We start from the raw sequence: 17,345 nt of genomic DNA, 5'->3' as shown, positions 1-17,345 counted from the left end.
CGAAAGTTTTCCAAGCTTCGCGAGAAACTTGCGTGCCGAAAATCCCGTTCGTTAGCGTCACGCAGGACAGACGCGAAGGAGCGGGACGGATGACTTCAGCGGCACGCGAGCTGCGGGTGGCGATGGTCGGCTACGGGTTCATGGGCGCGGCCCACTCCCAGGGCTGGCGGGTGGCTCCGCGGTTCTTCGACCTGGCCGCCGAGCCGGTCATGGCCACGATCGTGGGCCGCGACGCCGGCCGGGTGGAGGCCGCCCGCGCGAAGTTCGGCTGGCAGCGCGCCGAGACCGACTGGCGCCGCGTGGTCGAGGACCCGGACATCGACATCGTCGACATCTGCTCGCCCGGCTCCTCGCGCGCCGAGATCGCGATCGCGGCGCTCGACGCCGGCAAGCACGTGCTGTGCGAGAAGCCGCTCGCCAACACCGTGGCCGAGGCGGAGGCGATGGTCGCCGCCGCCGAGCGCGCGACTTCCCGCGGCGTGCGCTCCATGGTGGGCTTCAGCTACCGGCGCGTCCCGGCGATCGGCTACGCGCGCCGGCTCGTGCAGGAGGGCCGGCTCGGTGCGATCCGCCAGGTGCGCGCGCTCTACCTGCAGGACTGGCTGAGCGACGAGAACGGCCCGATGACCTGGCGACTCGACAAGGAGGCCGCGGGCTCCGGCTCGCTCGGCGACATCGGCGCTCACGCGATCGACCTGGTCGAGCACCTGACCGGCTCCCGGCTGTCGACGGTCTCCGGCACTCTCGCCACCTTCGTGGAGGAGCGGCCGCTGCTCGGCGAGACGGTCGGCCTGTCCGGCACGGCCTCCGCCGAGCGCGGCCGGGTGACCGTGGACGACGCCGCCTGGTTCACCGCGCGCCTCGCCGGCGGCGCGGCGGCGGGCGCGATCGGCGCCTTCGAGGCGACCCGCTACGCGACCGGCCGCAAGAACGCGCTGCGGATCGAACTGAGTGGCTCCCGCGGCGCCATCGCCTTCGACCTGGAGGCGATGAACGAGCTCCAGTTCTACGACGCCACCGCGCCGGCGGGGGAGCAGGGCTTCACCCGGATCATCGTGACAGAGCCCGAGCATCCCTACATGGCCAACTGGTGGCCCACCGGCCACGCGATCGGCTACGAGCACGCGTTCAGCCACCAGATCACCGACTTCGTCGACGCCGTCACGAGCGGCGCCGACCCCGAGCCGTCCTTCGCGGACGGCCTGCACATCCAGCGCGTGCTGGCGGCTGTCGAACACAGCGCCGCCGCCGGCAGTGCGTGGACGGCCGCCGAGTAGCGCCACGCCGTCGCACCGCCGCCGCGCCCCTGCGCGCGGCGGCCCATCACCGACCGACGAACCACGACCGAACCACCACCTGACCACCACCTGACCACCACACACTGAGGAGAAAGACCGCAATGACGCACCCTTCGCCCTCCCGCCGCGGCGCCAGGCTCGCCGCCGTCGCGCTCGGCGTCGCCGCCCTGCTGGCCGGCGCCACCGCCTGCTCGTCCGGCTCCGGCTCCGCCGGCGGCCAGGCCACGCTCTGGGGCCTCTCCAGCGCCGACGAGGACACCGTGATCGGCCCGTCGCTGAAGGACTGGAACGCCGCCAACGCCAAGGACCAGGTCGCGGCGACCTACTTCCAGAACGACGCGTACAAGACCAAGATCCGCACCGCCGTCGGGGCCGGCTCCGCTCCGACCATCCTCTACAGCTGGGCCGGCGGGACGCTCGCCCAGTACGTGAAGGCGAACAAGGTCGCCGACCTGACCGCCGACACCGCCGACGCGAAGTCCAAGTACCTCGAATCGGTCTGGAACCAGGGCGTGGTCGACGGCAAGGTGTACGCGGTGCCGATGAACGCCACGACGCCGATCATGTTCTATTACAACAAGGACGTGCTCAAGAAGGCCGGCGTCGCCGTCCCGAAGACCTGGGACGACATCCTCGCCGCCGTGCCCAAGCTGAAGGCCGCGGGCGTCGCGCCGTTCTCGCTCGCCGGAGCCTCCAAGTGGCCGTCGCTGATGTGGGAGGAGTACCTGGTCGACCGCGTCGCAGGTCCCGGGGCGTTCGCGAAGGTCATGGCCGGCGAGAAGGGCGCCTGGAGCGATCCCGGCATCGTCAAAGCCAACGAGATGATCCAGCAGCTCGTCGACGCCGGTGCGTTCGTGGACGGCTTCTCGTCGGTGACTGCCGACTCCAACGCCGATGTCGCGCTCCTCTACACCGGCAAGGCCGCGATGATGCTGCAGGGCGCGTGGGTGATGACCACCTTCCAGCAGCAGGCCCCCGACTTCGTGAAGTCCGGACTCGGCTTCGGCACCTTCCCGTCGGTCGACGGCGGCGCGGGCGACCCGTCGGACATCGTGGGCAACCCCTCCGGCTACTTCTCCGTCTCGGCCAACGCCTCGGCCGCGCAGAAGGCCACGGCCGTGAAGTACCTGACGCAGGGCGTCTTCGACACCGCATACACCGACCGGATGGTGAAGAACGGCCAGGTGCCGCCGATCACGGACATCGACGCGAAGATCCAGGCGACCGGAGGCGACTTCGGCTCGACGGTCTACGGGATGACGAAGAACGCGAAGAGCTTCCAGCAGTCCTGGGACCAGGCGCTACCGCCGGCGCAGGCCACCGCGCTGCTGACGAACCTCGACCAGCTGTTCAACAAGCAGATCACGCCCCAGCAGTTCAGCGACAACATGAACAAGACGATCGGCCAGTAGCGATGACCTCCGTCGTCCGCGACACGGGCGCCACCGTCCGCCCGGCCCGCACCGGGCCGGGCGGGTGGATGGTCCTGCCCGCGCTGTTCTTCTTCGTCGTCTTCGCGATCGTCCCGCTCGCGGTGGCGCTCTGGCTGAGCTTCACCCGCTGGGATGCGATCAGCGACCCGGTCTGGGTGGGCCTGTCCAACTGGACGAGCGTCCTCGCGGATCCGGTGACCATCGACGCGCTCGTGCTGAGCCTCAAGGTGATCGTCATCTCCTGGATCGTGCAGACCCCGATCAGCCTGCTGCTCGGGGCCTGGACCGCCGGCCGACAGCGCAGCCGTGCCGTCCTCGCCGCGATCTTCTTCCTGCCGCTGATTCTGTCGTCGGCGGCGATCGCGATCGCGTTCAAGGCGATCCTCGACCCGAACTTCGGCCTCGCCGCCTCGACCGGCATCCCGTTCCTCAAGCAGGACTGGCTGGGCAACCAGCAGCTCATCCTGTACGTGGTGATCTTCATCATCGCGTGGCAGTTCGTGCCGTTCCACACGCTGCTGTACCAGGGCGGCGTGCGGCAGATCCCGGCGTCCCTGTACGAGGCGGCGGAGATCGACGGCGCCGGCCGGGTGAAGCAGTTCTTCCACATCACGGTGCCCCAGCTGCGGTACACGATCGTGACCTCCTCGACGCTCATGGTGGTCGGCTCGCTGACCTACTTCGACGTGGTGTTCGTGCTGACCGGAGGCGTGCCGAGCTCGGGCGTGCGGATCCTGCCGATCCTCATGTACGTCACCGGCTTCTCCGCCAACCAGTTCGGCCAGGCGAGCGTGATGGCGATGATCCTCGTCGTGATCGGCCTGGTGATCGCGCTGCTGATGACGAAGCTGAGCGGCTTCACGAAGATGACGAGCCAGCAGGAGGGTGTGTGATGACGCAGCTCATCGACGAGGTCGAGCGGGATGTCGCGGTCGCGCTGGACGAGCGGCCTCCCGCATCGCGCTCGCGCCGCTCCCGCCGTCCCGGCAGCCGCCCCAACTGGCTCGGCGGAATCGGCGCCTGGGTCTGGCTGGCCGTGATCGTGGTCCCGATCTACTACATCGTGATCACGAGCGTGCGCCCGCAGGCCGGGTTCTTCGCCAGCAACCAGCTGCTCCCGCCCGCCGATCCCACGCTCGAGGGCTACGCGCTCGTGCTGCAGAGCGACTTCTTCCTCTACCTGGCGAACTCGGTGATCGTCACCGTCGCGAGCGTCGCGGTGACCGTGTTCGTCTGCGTCATGGCCGCCTACGCGATCGTGCGGACCAACTCCCGGTTCACGCGCGCGACGTTCTCGTTCTTCCTGCTCGGGCTCGCGATCCCGCTGCAGGCGACGATCATCCCGCTGTTCTACATGCTCTCGAAGGCCGGCCTGTACGACTCGCTCGCGGCGCTCATCCTGCCCTCGATCGGCTTCGCGGTGCCGGTGACGGTGCTCATCCTCGCCAACTTCATCCGGGACATCCCGAAGGAGCTGTTCGAGTCGATGCGCGTCGACGGCTCCGGGCACTGGCGGGTGCTGTTCTCGCTTGTGCTGCCGCTGTCGCGCCCCGCGGTCGTGACCGTCGCGCTCTACAACGCGCTCAACGTCTGGAACGGCTTCCTCTTCCCGCTCGTGCTCACGCAGAGCCCGGAGACCCGGGTCCTCCCTTTGTCGCTGTGGACGTTCATGGGATCGTTCACCGTGAACGTTCCGGCGATCCTGGCGGCGGTCGTGCTCTCCACGCTGCCGATCTTCCTGCTCTAGTGTTCGGCCGCCGCCAGCTCATCAGCGGGATGACGGCCGGCTTCTCCAAGTGACCCGCACCACCCGGAAGGAACCCATGACCAGACAAGCCCTCGTCGTCCGCGGCGGCTGGGACGGGCACATGCCCGTCGAGACCACGAACCTCTTCATCCCGTTCCTGGAGGAGAACGGCTTCGCGGTGCGGGTGGAGGAGAGCCCGGCCGTCTACACGGACGAGGCGTTCATGGACACGGTCGACCTCGTCCTCCAGATCAACACCATGAGCACCATCGAGCCGGAGGAGTTCGCCGGCCTGCAGCGCGCGGTCCTGAACGGCACGGGGATGGCCGGCTGGCACGGCGGCATCGCGGACTCCTACCGGAACAACGCCGACTACCTGCACATGATCGGCGGCCAGTTCGCCCACCACGCGGGCAAAGACCCGGCCGAGCGCACCGGCGAGCAGTCGGACAACTACATTCCGTACACGGTGAACATCACCTCGTACGGGGCCTCGCATCCGATCACCGAGGGGATCGCGGACTTTGACCTGGAGACCGAGCAGTACTGGGTGCTGAGCGACGAGTACAACGACGTCCTGGCAACGACGACGCAGGGCGTCCGGCCGTGGGATGCCTGGAACCGTCCGGTCACGGCGCCCGCGATCTGGACGCGGCAGTGGGGCGAGGGCCGCATCTTCGTCTCCGCTCCCGGCCACCGGCTGGAGATCGTGGAGTCCCGTCCGGTGCGCACCATCATCGAGAGGGGCCTGCTGTGGGCGGCGCGCTGAACGACAGCGCCCCTCTGAACGTCGGAGTGATCGGTGTCGGTGTCATCTCAGCGCAGTACTTCGCCGAGTTCCCGAAGCTGCCGAACCTGCACCTGCGCGCGGTCGCCGACCTCGACCTCGACCGGGCGCGCGCCGTCGCTGCAGAGCAGCGCGTCGAGGCGATGACCGTGGACGAGCTGCTCGCGCATCCCGAGGTGGATGTCGTGCTCAACCTGACCATCCCGCTCGCCCACGCGGACGTCGCGCTGCGCGCCCTCGCTGCGGGCAAGCATGTCTACGGCGAGAAGCCGCTGGCGCTCACGACCGCCGAGGCCGCGCCCGTGCTCTCGCGGGCGGGCGAGCTCGGGCTGCGGGTCGGCTGCGCCCCGGACACCGTGCTCGGGACCGGCATCCAGACCGCGCGCGCCGTGCTGGACGCGGGCCGGATCGGCGTGCCGCTCGGCGCCGCGGTGGCGTGGACCGCCCCGGGGCACGAGCTGTGGCATCCGGCGCCCGCGTTCTACTACCAGCCGGGCGGCGGCCCGCTGTTCGACATGGGCCCGTACTACCTGACCTCGCTCGTGACCTTCTTCGGCCCCGTCGTGCGGGTCTCCGGGGCGACCCGGCGTTCGGACCGCGCGCGCACCGTCGCCACGGGACCCCAGGCGGGAGCCGCCGTACCGGTGGACGTGGACACGCACGTCACCGCCATCCTGGAGCACGCCTCCGGAGTGGTGTCGACCGTGACGGTCTCGTTCGAGGTGTGGGCCTCCCGGGTGCCGCTGTTCGAGGTCTACGGGACCGCGGGGACGCTCTCGGTTCCGGACCCCAACCGGTTCTCCGATCCGGTGCTCGTCGCGACCGCGGACGACCGCGAGTTCCGCCAGGTGGCGACGGCGGGCGGCTACGCGGAGGCCGGCCGCGGCTACGGCCTGGCCGACCTGGCCCGCGCGCTCGGGACCGGCCGGCCGCACCGGGCGTCGGGGGAGCTGGCGTTCCACGTGCTGGAGATCATGGAGGCCGTGCTGGCGGCCGGCGCGCGGCACGAGGTCGTCACGCTGGCCTCCACGGTCGAGCGCCCGGAGGCGGTGCCGCAGGGGGCGCGACCCGAGGCGTGGTGAGGCCGCGCGTCCGCCGCACCCCGCGACCTGTAATACAGTGACCGGGATCATGAACGGCAGGACGACGGCGGGGACGAACCTCGACACGGTGCGGCGGCACAACCTCGCCACGGTGCTCGGCATGGTGCACCGCGAGGGGCCACTGGCGCGCTCCGCGCTCACCCAGGCGACCGGCCTGAACCGCTCGACCATCGGCGCGCTGGTCGCCGAGCTGGCCGAGCTCGGACTGGTGCTGGAGCGCGAGCCGGAGACGAGCAACCGGGTCGGGAGGCCGTCCCCGGTCATCGCCGCCGACGGCCGGGTCGTCGCGCTCGCCGTGAACCCCGAGGTCGACGCGGTGACGGTCGGCGTGGTCGGGCTCGACGCGCGCGTGCACCGCCGCGTCCGCTATCCCACCGGCCACGTGCCGACCGCCGCGGAGGCCGCCGCCATCGCCTCCGCCGTGATCGACGGGCTGCGGCCCGAGCTGTCCGCGGCCTCCCGGGTCGTCGGCGTCGGCGTGGCGGTGCCGGGGCTCGTGCGCGAGGAGGACGGCGTCGTGCGCCTGGCCCCGCACCTGGAGTGGGCGGAGGAGCCCTTCGCCGCCCAGCTCGCGGAGGCGACCGGCTACCCGGTGGTCGCGGCGAACGACGCCAGCCTGGGCGCGAACGCCGAGCGGTTGTTCGGCGCCGGCCAGGGTGCGGCCGACCTCGTGTACGTCAACGGCGGCGCGTCCGGCATCGGCGCGGGCGTGATCGTCGGCGGGAGGCCGCTGACCGGCATCAGCGGTTACGCCGGCGAGCTCGGCCACACACTGGTGAACTCGGCGGGCGTGCGCTGCCACTGCGGCGCGGTCGGCTGCCTGGAGACCGAGGTCAGCCAGCGCGCGCTGCTGCAGGTGCTCGGACTGGCCTCCGCCGACCCGGACGAGCTCTCCCGGGCGCTGGCCGCGGCTGTCGCGTCGGGCGACGCGGCCGTGCTCGCCGAAGTGGACCGGCAGCTCGGCTTCCTCGCGACCGCGCTGCGCAACGCGACCAACGTCTTCGACCCCGAGCGGATCGTGCTCGGCGGGTTCCTCGGCGCGCTGCACGAGCTGGCCCCGGAGCGGCTGCCTGCGCTCGTCGCGTCGCAGGCGCTCGCCGCGTCCGCGGAGACGCTGACCATCACGCGCGCGGCGCTCGGGAGCGACATCCTCATGATCGGCGCCGCCGAGCTCGCCTTCGCGCCGCTGCTCGCATCCCCGTCCGCCCCCTGACGAGAACCGCCGGGCACGCGCGGATCCGCGGTGCCCGGCGGCCGGGTGGGACGTCCCTCAGAGCGCGTCCGGCGCGTCCCCGAAGTCCGGGATGGCCAACCGCACGCCACCCTGCAGCGCGCTTTCGTGCGCCACGATCCCGGGCAGTGTGTACCGCGCCGCCTGCCACGCGTTCACCGGCGGCAGCGTGCGCCCGTTCACCGCGCGCACGAAGTCGTCGGCCAGGAAGTGGTGGCTGCCCTCGTGCCCGTTCGTCACGTGGTCGAACTCGCGCGGCAGCCGCGAGCGGTCGTGGATGGGCGCGCTGCCCGAGGTGAACGCGTCGCGGAGCGCGGGCGAGACGTGCGCCAGCGACGGATCGTCCGGGGACAGCGTCGGCTTGGGCTGCAGCAGCTCGGTGACGTCCTGCACGCCCTCCTTGTCTGTGCGGTGCGAGACGGTCGCCAGCTGCTCGAAGCTGCCCTCGGTGCCGAAGAAGCGGAAGCGCGACTCCCGGATGTGCGACGGGTAGCCGACCCGGCGGAACTCGTTCGTGCGGAACGATCCGCCGCCCGCGACCCCGAACAGCGCCGTAGCGTTCGAGAAGTCGTTGCTGAACATGCTCACCTCGCGGTCGAAGACGCCGTCGCCGCGGTCGTCGGTCACGCCGATCGCCGAGACGCTGACCGCGTGCGTGCCCCAGGCGCCGAGGATGCCGCCGATGGAGTGCGTCGGGTACAGCAGGGGCGGATAACTGGCCGTCGCCTTCCACTGCTCGCCGCCGGAGTAGCGGTAGGCGTCGTAGAAGCCGAGGTCCATGTCGTGGACGTAGTCGCCCTCCGCATAGAAGACGCGGCCGAAGGCGCCCTCCGCGATCTGCGACCGCGCGTAGACCGTGGCCGGGTTGTAGTGGCTGGTCTCGCCCATCATGTACGTGAGTCCGGTGCGGCGCACGGCGTCGATGATCGCGGCGATCTCGTCGGCGCTGATCGCCATCGGGACCGCCGAGTAGACGTGCTTGCCGGCCTCCAGGGCGCGGACGACCAGCGGGCCGTGCGTCCAGCGCTGGGTGAAGATCGCGACGGCGTCCACGCGCGGGTCGTCGAGGGCAGCCTCGAAGGACGGGAGGGCGCCGTCGAGGCCGTACTCGGCGACCAGTCGCTCGGCGCGCTCGGGCAGCAGGTCGGCGGCGTACACCGCGCTCACGCCGGGGTGCAGCGCGAAGAGCTTGGCGAACTGCCCGGCGAACTGGCCGGCGCCGATCATGGCGATGGAGAAGGACATGTCACTCGCTTTCAGGGTGGTGGTACTGCGGGATGTCGGGAGGGCAGGCCGGTCAGCCGCCCTGCTGGAACAGCTGGTCGATCTGCTTGTTCGTGGTCGTGAGGGTGGAGACCGGCGCGCCGTTCGCGTAGACGTTCTGCATCGCCGGCACCATCAGCGCGGCCACATCCGCCGCATAGTTGGTGATCGGGAACGAGAACGTCGTCTTGTCGGCGACCTGCTTCGTGAACGGGGTGACGTCGATCCCGCGCGCCTTGTACGCGGCGATCGCGTTCAGCGTCCCGCTCTTGGCAGCCGGGAAGACGATGCCCTGCTGGCCGACGACGTTCTGGCAGGCGGGGGAGGCGAGGTACGCGACCCACTTCGCGGCGCCGGGCTTGTTGGCGGCGTTCTTGGTGATGGAGTCCGCGAGCCCGTTGAGCATGGACGCCCGCTTGCCCGTCGGCCCGGTCGGCGTGAGCGCGATCCCGAGATCGACGCCCTTCAGCTTGGCGTAGGTGCTGATCATCCACGAGCCGTTCATCGACAGTGCGGCCTTGCCGCTGCCGAGCTGGACCTCCGGACCGTTGGAGGCCGAGAAGTCGGTGAACGGGGCGAGGTAGCCCTTCTTGGCGAGGCCGAAGTACCAGGAGATGGTGTCCTGGAACCGCTTGTCGTCGTAGTTGTAGTGGGTGCCCCACGGGTTCTTGTCGGTGTAGTTCCAGCCGGTGGAGCCGGTGAACGAGCTCCACTGGGTCTGGCCGTCGAAGCCTCCCGCGTCGTTGGTGGCCAGGCCGTAGGTGGCGACGTGGTTCTTGTCGAAGCCGGGCTGGTCGCCGCGCACGCCGTTCTTGTCGATGGTGAGGTGCGCCAGCGTCTTCTCGAAGCTGCCGCCGTCGGTGGGGTTCCAGCTCAGGTCGTTGAGCTGCGCGTCGGAGACGCCGGCCGCCGTGGTGACCTTCTTGTTGTAGAACACCGAGATGGTGTCCCAGTCCTTCGGGGTGCCGTAGCGGTGGCCGTCCGGCCCCATCCAGCTGCCGGCGAGCCCCGGCTGGTAGATGCTGTCGTCGATGCCCTTGGTGGCGTCCAGTTCGTCGAGCGGCTGGAGGACGCCGAGGTCGACGAACTGCGCGAACTTCGAGATGTGGTCGGTGAAGACGTCCGGCTGGGTGCCGGCGATGAAGCCGGCCGTCAGCTTCGTCCAGTAGTCGTTCCAGCCGAGCTGCGTGATCGTGATGGTGAGCCCGGGGTTCTCCTTCTCGAAGCCGGCGGCGCACTTCTCGTAGGCGGGGAGCTGGTTGGAGTCCCACAGCCAGTAGCTGACCGTGTTCTTCGGCTCGGACGGCGAGCCGGCGGCGCAGCCGGAGAGCAGGAGCGCGGACGCGGTTGCGACGGCGGTCGCGGCGGCGGCCAGGCGCCGGGAACGGGTGCGGGTGCGGGTGCGGGTGCGGGGGAGTCTCATGAGGCGGCTCATTTCAGTCCGGTGAAGCCGATGGAGTTGACGATGCGGCGCGCGAAGACGCCGAACAGGATGAGCATCGGCAGCGCGGCCACGAGGGTCGCCGCCATCAGCCCGGACCAGTCCGTGCCGCTCTGCGGTGTCTGCGAGCGGAAGATGCTCAACGCGACCGTGAGCACGCGCGACTGGTCGGTGTAGCTGACCATGAGCGGCCAGAAGTAGTCGTTCCAGGCGGTGATGTAGGTGAGGATGCCGAGCGTGACGATCGGCGCGGCCGACATCGGCAGCATCACCCGGAAGAACACGCGGACCTTGCCGGCGCCGTCGAGCAGGGCGGCCTCCTCCACCTCCCGCGGCACGTTCAGGAAGAACTGGCGCAGGAAGAACACCGCGAACGGCGTCATGAACAGGCTCGGAAGGGTGATGCCGAGCAGCGTGTCCACGAGCCCGAGCTGCTTGATGAGGACGAAGTTCGGCAGCAGCGTGAAGATGCTCGGCACCATCAGCCCGGCGAGGAACACCGCGAACAGGATGTTCCTGCCACGGAACCGCAGCCGGGCGAACGCGTACGCGGCCATCGCCGAGAAGAACGTCTGGCAGACGGCGATCGTCGTGGCGACGACCACCGAGTTGAGCAGGTAGCGCCAGAAGTCGACGGAGGCCCCGGACCCGCCCTCCGCCAGCGCCTCCTGGGTGCTCTGCAGGCCGAAGACGCGGGCGAAGCCGCCGAGGCTGAGGTCGACAGGCAGCAGGCTGGCCGGGTCGGACGCGAGGGCGGTGTTCGTGGAGAGGGCGGTCCGCAGCATCCAGTAGAACGGGAACAGCGTCACCAGGATGATGAGGACCATCACGATCCAGGAGATCGTGCGGCCGATCGGGAGGCGGCGGCCGGCGCGCGGCGCGTCGGTGCGCCCCGGCGCCTGCGGCAGCGTCGTGTCGAGGGTGGTCATGTGCGTGGCTCCTTCGCCGGTCTGTGTGGGGGTGGCGGCTGGCGCGTCAGTCGAGGTCGGTGCGGCCGGCGCGGGTGATGCGGTACTGGATCACCGTGATGACGCTGAGCGCCACCAGCAGAGCGACCGAGAGGGCCGAGGCGTAGCCGAACTGGAACCGGCCGAAGGCGAGGTCGTAGATGTACTTCTGCAGCACGTTCGTCGCGTTCGCCGGGCCGCCGTTGGTCGTCACCGAGACGGTGTCGAACACCTGGAAGGAGCCGATCACGGTGATGATCAGCACCACGGCGAGCACCGGGCGCAGCAGCGGCATGGTGACGCTCCAGAACATCCGCCACTCGCTCGCGCCGTCCACCCGCGCCGCCTCGTAGACGTGGCTCGGGATGGCCTGCAGCCCGGCGAAGAGCAGCAGCGCGGTGTAGCCGACGTGCCGCCAGACGTTGACGAGCGCGATGGTCGGGATGGACCAGGTCTCGCTCGCGAAGAACGGGATGTGCTCCAACCCGAGCGCGCCGAGCAGCTGGTTGCCGATCCCGAGCTGCGTGTCCAGGATCCACAGCCAGACGATGCCGGCGACGACGTTGGACACCAGGTAAGGCGTCAGCACGATCCCGCGCACGAACGTGGAACGGGTCAGGCGCTGCATGAGCACCGCGATCAGGAGGGCCACGACCGTCTGCACGCCGATGTTGATGACGACGTACTCCACCGTGACGCCGAGCGAGTGCCAGAAGATCGGGTCGCCGGCCATCCGGATGTAGTTGCCGAAGCCGATCCACTTCTCGGGGGTGAGCAGGTTGTAGCTGGTGAAGCTGAGGTAGATACCGCGCAGGGTCGGCCACGCGAGGAACACCAGGAAGCCGATCGCGGCGGGCGCGATGAACAGCAGTGCGACGAGGCCGTCGCCGCCGGAGCGGCCGCGGCGGGCGGACGGGGTGCTGCGGGAGGCCGGCGTGGCCGAGGTGCGGGCCGGTGCGGGCCGGGAGGTGGTGATGGCCATCGAGACTCCTTCGTCTGACTGGAATGGCATTAATGTTGCTGCAAAACTAAATAGCTGTCAATACCCGATTCACCGGCCGGGAGCCGTAGCATGTCCTCATGGCAGAGAGTGTCGTGGCGGAAGAAGGCCCCGCCAGCGCCGAGCGGGTGATGCTGGAGATCCTCATCCACGGGCCGCTCTCGCGCGTCGAGCTGGCCGAGCGGCTCGGCCTGTCCGGGCCCAGCCTGACCCGCCTCACCAAGCCGCTCCTGGCCTCCGGGCGCCTGTCGGAGGGCGCGCCGCTCGCGCGCGCCGCCGGCCGTCCGATCCTCCCGCTGGAGCTGGACCCGTCGGCCGAGCACTTCGCCGGGGCGAAGATCACGGCGACCACCGTGTACGCCGTCGTGACCGACCTCCGCGGCGTCATCCGGGCCGAAGTGGAGCTGCCGCTGGCGGGGCACGGGCCGGAGGTCGTCGCCGACGCGGTCGTGGGCGCCGTGCGCGCCCTCCCGGACGAGTTCGCCCCGCTCTCCGGCGTCGGCATCAGCCTCGGCGGCACCTCCGCGGACGGGCGAACGGTGCGGGCGTCGCACTTCCTGGAGTGGACGGACGTGCCGCTCGCCGACCTGGTCGAGGAGCGCATCGGCCTCCCGGTCACCGTGGCGAACGACGTCAACGCGCTGACCCAGGCCCAGCACTGGTTCGGCGCCGGGCGCGGGCTGGACTCTTTCGTCGTCGTGACGATCGGCGCGGGCATCGGCATGGGCGTCGTCGCGGGCGGCAACGTCGTCGCCGGGGCCAACGGCGCGGCCGGCAGCATCGGCCACCAGTTGCTCGCCTGGTCGGACGCGGTCTGCTGGCGCGGGCACCACGGCTGCGCCAGCGCGCTGCTCAGCACCGCGGCCGTCGAGGCGGCTGCCGCGCGAGCGACCGGCGCCGCGATGGACTACGACGCGGTGCTGCTCGGCGCGTCCCGCGGAGACCCGGCGCTGCGCGCGGTCGTCGACGAGGCCGCCGCCGCGCTCGGCCTCTTGCTGGCGAGCGTGACGAACACCCTCGATCCGCAGCGGATCCTCCTCGCCGGCGAGGGCGCCCGCCTGGGCGAGGTGGGCGAGCACGCGATGCTCGCGTCGCTGACCGACGGCACGGACTGGGAGGGCGTGCGCGCACCGGTGGAAGTGCAGCCGTTCGCGTTCAACGAGTGGGCGCGCGGCGCGGCCGCCACGGCCATCCGCGCGCGGATGCTGCGCTGATGCGTGCCGGCGGTCACTAACTCCGGAGTTCCCGGCCGACGCGCCGCGTGGCGGCCGGGGGCTCCGGAGTTGGCGACGTCACACTGCGGTGACGTCCAGGAGCCACACCCGGTCGGGATACGACAGCGGGGCGGCCAGCCCCGCCGTCGCGAGGGCGCGGCCGGAGAGCACGACGCCCTCCACGTCGTCCGGGGCCAGCGCACGGGACAGCGGGGTGACCCCGTCCGTCCCGGTCGGGACGGTCGCGGCGCCGGCGAACCACGGCGGCACCCGGTACCCGCCGGCCGGGTCGCCGAGCGCGAGCGGGCGCACCCGGTAGCGGCGGTCCGGGTCGAGGCCGCGCAGTGTGATGCGGCCGAGCGGGCCCTCGGCCGAGCGGCCCAGGTAGGCGAGCGAGTAGAGCGCCCGCGTGCGGTCCGGGGCGACGACGCCGCTGACCCACAGCGTCGGGTCGACGTCGTCCATCCGGACCAGGTCCCCGCCGTGGAGGAGGTCGCGGCGCTCCCGGTAGAACGCGATCCACTCGGCCAGTCCGGCGAGCTCCGACTCGGTCGCCTGCCCCAGGTCCCACTCGATCCCGAGGTGACCGATCAGCGCGGTGGCCGCGCGGAACGCGAGGTCGTGCGAGCGGTGCGTCGTGTGCGAGCGGCCGGAGGCGATGTGCGCTCCGAGGAGTTCCGGCGGGAGGAGCTGCTGAGTCCAGCGGTGCATCTCCTGCCGTTCCAGCGGGTCGATGCAGTCGGACACCCAGACCCGGTCGGTGCGCTCGATCACGCCGAGGTCGACGCGGGCGCCGCCCGAGGAGCACGACTCGATCTCCAGGCCGGGGAAGCGCTCCTTCAGCTCGTCCATCAGCCGGTACGTGGCGAGGGTCTGCGCGTGCACGCCCGGCTCGCCGCCGGGCGCGGTGCCGGCGTCGACCAGGTCGCGGTTGTGGTCCCACTTGATGTAAGCGATGTCGTTGTGGGCGAGGATGTCCGCCATCCGGTCCCGCACGTACGCGTAGGCCTCCGGGATGCCCAGGTTCAGCACCTGCTGGTGCCGCGACTCGACGGGCAGCCGGCCGCCGGTCTGCATGATCCACTCGGGATGGGCGCGCGCAAGATCGGAGTCGACGTTCACCATCTCGGGCTCGAACCAGAGCCCGAACTCCATCCCGAGCGCACGGACCCGCTCGATCAGCGGGGTGAGCCCGTCGGGCCAGACGGTCTCGTCCACGAACCAGTCGCCGAGGCCGGCGCGGTCGTCCCTGCGGTGCCGGAACCAGCCGTCGTCCAGCACGTAACGTTCGACGCCGATCGCCGCGGCCCGCTCGGCCAGGTCGACCAGGCGGCTCAGGTCGTGGTCGAAGTACACGGCCTCCCACACGTTGAGGGTCACCGGGCGCGGGGTCCGTGGATGCTGCGGCCGCGCACGCAGGTGCCGGTGGAGGCGGCGCGCCTGGTCGTCCAGTCCGTCGCCGTAGACCCCGAACAGCCACGGCGTGCGGTAGCTCTCGCCGCTGCCGAGGACGATTTCGCCGGGAAGCAGCAGCTCCCCGCCGCCGGCGACCTGCTCGCCGGTGGAGAGCCGTTCGGCGTAGTGCCGGTGGTTGCCGCTGAAGCCGACGTGGACGCCCCACACCTCGCCGCGGGCGAAGCCGAAGCCGGGCTCGCCGACGGTCAGCAGGGTGGCGGCGTCGGCGCCGGTGCGGCCGCGGCGGCCCTCGCGCAGGTGCGTGCCGACGCGGAGGTCGCCGCGCTGCGGGGTGCGCTCCTTGCCCCAGCGGCCCGCGAAGTCGAGGATCTCGCGCGCCCGGGCGGGCAGTGGGAGGGCGAGGGAGAGCTCGTCCAGCCGGTAGTCGGCCCCGAGGTTGGTCAGCGTGGCGGCGGCGCGGAGGACGCCGGCGGGGGAGAGCCGGAGGTCGACGGTGAGCTCGAGCTCGGCGATGTCGTCGCGGGCGGTGACTGTGACGGAGCCGGCGGGGAGGGTGACGTGGGCCGACGGTGAGGGCGCTTCGGCGGTGGCCGCCGCCGGCTCGGCCCCGGTCGACTCATCCACCCGCACCTCCACCACCCGGAACCACGGCGACCACGCGGTCCCGTCCCTGCTCCCGCTGAGGCCCGGCCTCCCGAGCCAGCCCGTGCGCTGCTCGGGGAGCACGGCGACGCGCACCGGCTCGTCCACCGTGTTGTTCGCCTGCGGCGGCACCCCGGCGAGCACGAGCGCGCCCGCTTCCGCCGCGTCCAGGTCGCCGAGCGCCGCGCCCCAGTGCGCGATCGCCGGCAGCAGCCCGCCGCGGAGGTCGAGCAGCACGCTCACGCCGCCCGCGGTCAGGTGGATGGTCTCGACGCCGTCGACTCTCATCCGCAGCCCCTCTCTACTTAATTCCTCGACAAAACTATCGCACAGGAGGCGCTGCGCGGTAAAAACGCCTGTCCCGCGAATTCGGGGTCATGCGCACGTTCACATTTCGCCGCGAATGGCTATAAGATGGTCACGCGCCCACAATCGAATCGATTCGAACGGGCGGCCTCCCAGCACCGCGACCCGTCGCGGTGCTGTCGTTTTGCGTCCAGCGCCGGGCGCGTGCCCTCCTCCCCACACGCCTCCAGCAGAAGGACTCTTTTCGTGACCACCGTCGTCCATCCCGGCGATTCGCTGACCGGCCGCCAGCGCCTGTCGTACATCCTGATCCTCGGCGCGCTCACCGCGCTCGGGCCGTTCACGATCGACATGTACCTCCCGGCGCTGCCGACGCTGGAGTCCGACTTCAACGTCTCCACCGCGATGATCCAGCTCACGCTCACGGCGACGACGATCGGCTTCGGACTCGGCCAGCTCCTGGTCGGGCCGTGGTCGGACAAGGTCGGCCGCCGGGTCCCGCTCATCGCGGCGACCGGCGTCCACATCTTCGCGTGCCTCGCCGCCGCCATCGCGCCGAACGTCGAGCTGCTGGGGATCGCCCGCGCGCTGATGGGCATCGGCGCGGCGGCCGGCGGCGTGGTCGCGATGGCGATGGTGCGCGACCTGTTCGGCGGCCGCCCGCTGGTCCGGATGCTGAGCCGCCTCGCGCTCGTCAACGGCCTCGCGCCGGTGCTCGCCCCGGTCATCGGGTCGTGGCTGCTGCTGGTGATGCCGTGGCGCGGCATCTTCGTCGTGCTCGCCTGCTACGGCGTGTTCGTGATCACCTGCGTGTCGCTGTGGATCGCCGAGACGCTCCCGAAGGCGCGCCGCCACGACGCCGGCCACTCGACCGTCGGCCAGCGCTACCGTTCGGTCCTGAGCGACCGTGTCTTCGTCGGCATCGCGATCGTGGGAGCCGCGAACTTCACCGGCCTGTTCTCCTACCTGTCGGCGAGCCCGTTCATCTTCCAGGGCCTCTACGCCTTCACGCCGCAGGAGTACGGCCTCCTGTTCGCGGTCAACTCCATCGGCATCATCATCGGTGTGCAGTCGGCGTCGCGGCTGACCAAGTACTTCGGCCCGCAGTGGATCCTCGCCGTCTCGACGGCCGTGATGTTCCTGGCGTCGATCGCGATCGTGGTGCTCGACCAGGCCCACGTCGGGCTCTGGGGCGTGGCGATCCCGCTGTGGTTCTTCATCGCGGCCTGCGGGTTCGGCTTCCCGTGCGTGCAGGTGCTGGCGCTCAACAACCACGGCCACGAGGCGGGGACGGCGGCCAGCCTCCTCGGCGCGCTCAACTTCGGCTCGGCGGGTGTGTTCTCGCCGATCGTCGGCCTCCTCGGCACGGGGAGCGCGGCGCCGATGGGCGCGATGATGGCGGTCTGCGCTGCGGTGTCCATCGCGGCGCTGTGGCTGATCGTGCGCCCGCGGACGGTGCCGGAGCTCGCGCACTGACGGTGACGGCGGCGGGCGGCCCCGCGCGGTAGCGTGATCCC

General features: G+C 71.0%; 13 protein-coding genes and 1 pseudogene. 9 read left to right on the top strand and 5 right to left on the bottom strand.

Annotation, left to right across the window (positions count from 1 at the left end; genetic code table 11):
• Window positions 1-89: 89 nt before the first annotated feature.
• The 7 genes and pseudogenes from F1C12_RS09025 (at window position 90) to F1C12_RS08995 (ending at window position 7,581) form a co-directional block, all read left to right on the top strand.
• Window positions 90-1,277 carry a Gfo/Idh/MocA family protein gene (locus F1C12_RS09025; RefSeq protein ID WP_258046195.1) on the top strand — a complete coding sequence of 396 codons (1,188 nt, stop codon included), beginning with the start codon at window positions 90-92 and terminating at the stop codon, window positions 1,275-1,277.
• Between the two features lie 122 nt (window positions 1,278-1,399).
• The gene (locus tag F1C12_RS09020) at window positions 1,400-2,710 is read left to right on the top strand and encodes an extracellular solute-binding protein (RefSeq protein WP_185278417.1); all 1,311 of its coding nucleotides are present in this window, start codon (window positions 1,400-1,402) and stop codon (window positions 2,708-2,710) included.
• A 2-nt stretch (window positions 2,711-2,712) separates the two neighbouring features.
• The gene (locus F1C12_RS09015; RefSeq protein WP_185278416.1) at window positions 2,713-3,624 is read left to right on the top strand and encodes a carbohydrate ABC transporter permease; all 912 of its coding nucleotides are present in this window, start codon (window positions 2,713-2,715) and stop codon (window positions 3,622-3,624) included.
• Window positions 3,624-4,531 (top strand): annotated as a pseudogene (locus F1C12_RS09010) (carbohydrate ABC transporter permease). Before F1C12_RS09015 ends, F1C12_RS09010 begins: the two are co-directional and overlap by 1 nt.
• Window positions 4,532-4,554: 23 nt before the next feature.
• Window positions 4,555-5,247, top strand: coding sequence for a ThuA domain-containing protein (locus tag F1C12_RS09005; protein ID WP_185278415.1), 693 nt, complete (start codon window positions 4,555-4,557; stop codon window positions 5,245-5,247).
• Window positions 5,232-6,347, top strand: coding sequence for a Gfo/Idh/MocA family protein (locus F1C12_RS09000; protein ID WP_258046194.1), 1,116 nt, complete (start codon window positions 5,232-5,234; stop codon window positions 6,345-6,347). Before F1C12_RS09005 ends, F1C12_RS09000 begins: the two co-directional genes overlap by 16 nt.
• A 49-nt stretch (window positions 6,348-6,396) precedes the next feature.
• On the top strand, window positions 6,397-7,581 hold the full coding sequence (locus F1C12_RS08995) for an ROK family transcriptional regulator (protein ID WP_185278414.1): 1,185 nt from the start codon (window positions 6,397-6,399) through the stop codon (window positions 7,579-7,581).
• Between the two features lie 57 nt (window positions 7,582-7,638).
• Here the strand turns inward: F1C12_RS08995 and F1C12_RS08990 are convergent, their stop codons facing one another.
• Genes F1C12_RS08990 through F1C12_RS08975 form a run of 4 tightly spaced genes read right to left on the bottom strand, consistent with a single transcriptional unit; the run spans window position 7,639 to window position 12,232 of the window.
• Window positions 7,639-8,844, bottom strand: a complete 1,206-nt coding sequence (locus F1C12_RS08990) for a Gfo/Idh/MocA family protein (protein WP_185278413.1) — start codon at window positions 8,842-8,844, stop codon at window positions 7,639-7,641.
• A 52-nt stretch (window positions 8,845-8,896) separates the two neighbouring features.
• On the bottom strand, window positions 8,897-10,285 hold the full coding sequence (locus F1C12_RS08985) for an ABC transporter substrate-binding protein (RefSeq protein WP_185278412.1): 1,389 nt from the start codon (window positions 10,283-10,285) through the stop codon (window positions 8,897-8,899).
• A gap of 8 nt (window positions 10,286-10,293) precedes the next feature.
• Complete coding sequence (locus F1C12_RS08980; RefSeq protein ID WP_185278411.1) at window positions 10,294-11,232, bottom strand: carbohydrate ABC transporter permease; 939 nt, start codon at window positions 11,230-11,232, stop codon at window positions 10,294-10,296.
• A 46-nt stretch (window positions 11,233-11,278) separates the two neighbouring features.
• Window positions 11,279-12,232 (bottom strand): carbohydrate ABC transporter permease, encoded by a 954-nt coding sequence (locus F1C12_RS08975; protein ID WP_185278410.1) that lies wholly within the window; start codon window positions 12,230-12,232, stop codon window positions 11,279-11,281.
• A 98-nt stretch (window positions 12,233-12,330) separates the two neighbouring features.
• Between F1C12_RS08975 and F1C12_RS08970 the strand changes: the two genes are divergently transcribed.
• On the top strand, window positions 12,331-13,464 hold the full coding sequence (locus F1C12_RS08970) for an ROK family transcriptional regulator (protein ID WP_185278409.1): 1,134 nt from the start codon (window positions 12,331-12,333) through the stop codon (window positions 13,462-13,464).
• 78 nt (window positions 13,465-13,542) lie between these two features.
• Here F1C12_RS08970 and F1C12_RS08965 read toward each other — a convergent pair whose 3' ends face one another.
• Entirely contained in the window at window positions 13,543-15,810 is a 2,268-nt protein-coding gene (locus F1C12_RS08965) for an alpha-galactosidase (protein WP_185278408.1), read from the bottom strand.
• Between the two features lie 264 nt (window positions 15,811-16,074).
• Here F1C12_RS08965 and F1C12_RS08960 point away from each other — a divergent pair, with 264 nt between their 5' ends.
• The gene (locus F1C12_RS08960) at window positions 16,075-17,304 is read left to right on the top strand and encodes a multidrug effflux MFS transporter (protein WP_258046193.1); all 1,230 of its coding nucleotides are present in this window, start codon (window positions 16,075-16,077) and stop codon (window positions 17,302-17,304) included.
• The last annotated feature ends 41 nt before the right edge of the window (window positions 17,305-17,345 follow it).

The organism is Leifsonia shinshuensis (assembly GCF_014217625.1).
GTDB classification, from domain to species: domain Bacteria; phylum Actinomycetota; class Actinomycetes; order Actinomycetales; family Microbacteriaceae; genus Leifsonia; species Leifsonia shinshuensis_A.
This window is presented reverse-complemented; position numbering and strand designations above follow the sequence as displayed.

Bases quoted from the DNA above. Each gene is read 5' to 3' on its own strand.
- F1C12_RS09025 (WP_258046195.1), top strand. From the start codon at position 90: ATGACTTCAGCGGCACGCGAGCTGCGGGTGGCGATGGTCGGCTACGGG.
- F1C12_RS09020 (WP_185278417.1), top strand. From the start codon at position 1,400: ATGACGCACCCTTCGCCCTCCCGCCGCGGCGCCAGGCTCGCCGCCGTC.
- F1C12_RS09015 (WP_185278416.1), top strand. From the start codon at position 2,713: ATGACCTCCGTCGTCCGCGACACGGGCGCCACCGTCCGCCCGGCCCGC.
- F1C12_RS09005 (WP_185278415.1), top strand. From the start codon at position 4,555: ATGACCAGACAAGCCCTCGTCGTCCGCGGCGGCTGGGACGGGCACATG.
- F1C12_RS08995 (WP_185278414.1), top strand. From the start codon at position 6,397: ATGAACGGCAGGACGACGGCGGGGACGAACCTCGACACGGTGCGGCGG.
- F1C12_RS08990 (WP_185278413.1), bottom strand. From the start codon at position 8,844: ATGTCCTTCTCCATCGCCATGATCGGCGCCGGCCAGTTCGCCGGGCAG.
- F1C12_RS08985 (WP_185278412.1), bottom strand. From the start codon at position 10,285: ATGAGACTCCCCCGCACCCGCACCCGCACCCGCACCCGTTCCCGGCGC.
- F1C12_RS08980 (WP_185278411.1), bottom strand. From the start codon at position 11,232: ATGACCACCCTCGACACGACGCTGCCGCAGGCGCCGGGGCGCACCGAC.
- F1C12_RS08975 (WP_185278410.1), bottom strand. From the start codon at position 12,232: ATGGCCATCACCACCTCCCGGCCCGCACCGGCCCGCACCTCGGCCACG.
- F1C12_RS08970 (WP_185278409.1), top strand. From the start codon at position 12,331: ATGGCAGAGAGTGTCGTGGCGGAAGAAGGCCCCGCCAGCGCCGAGCGG.
- F1C12_RS08965 (WP_185278408.1), bottom strand. From the start codon at position 15,810: ATGAGAGTCGACGGCGTCGAGACCATCCACCTGACCGCGGGCGGCGTG.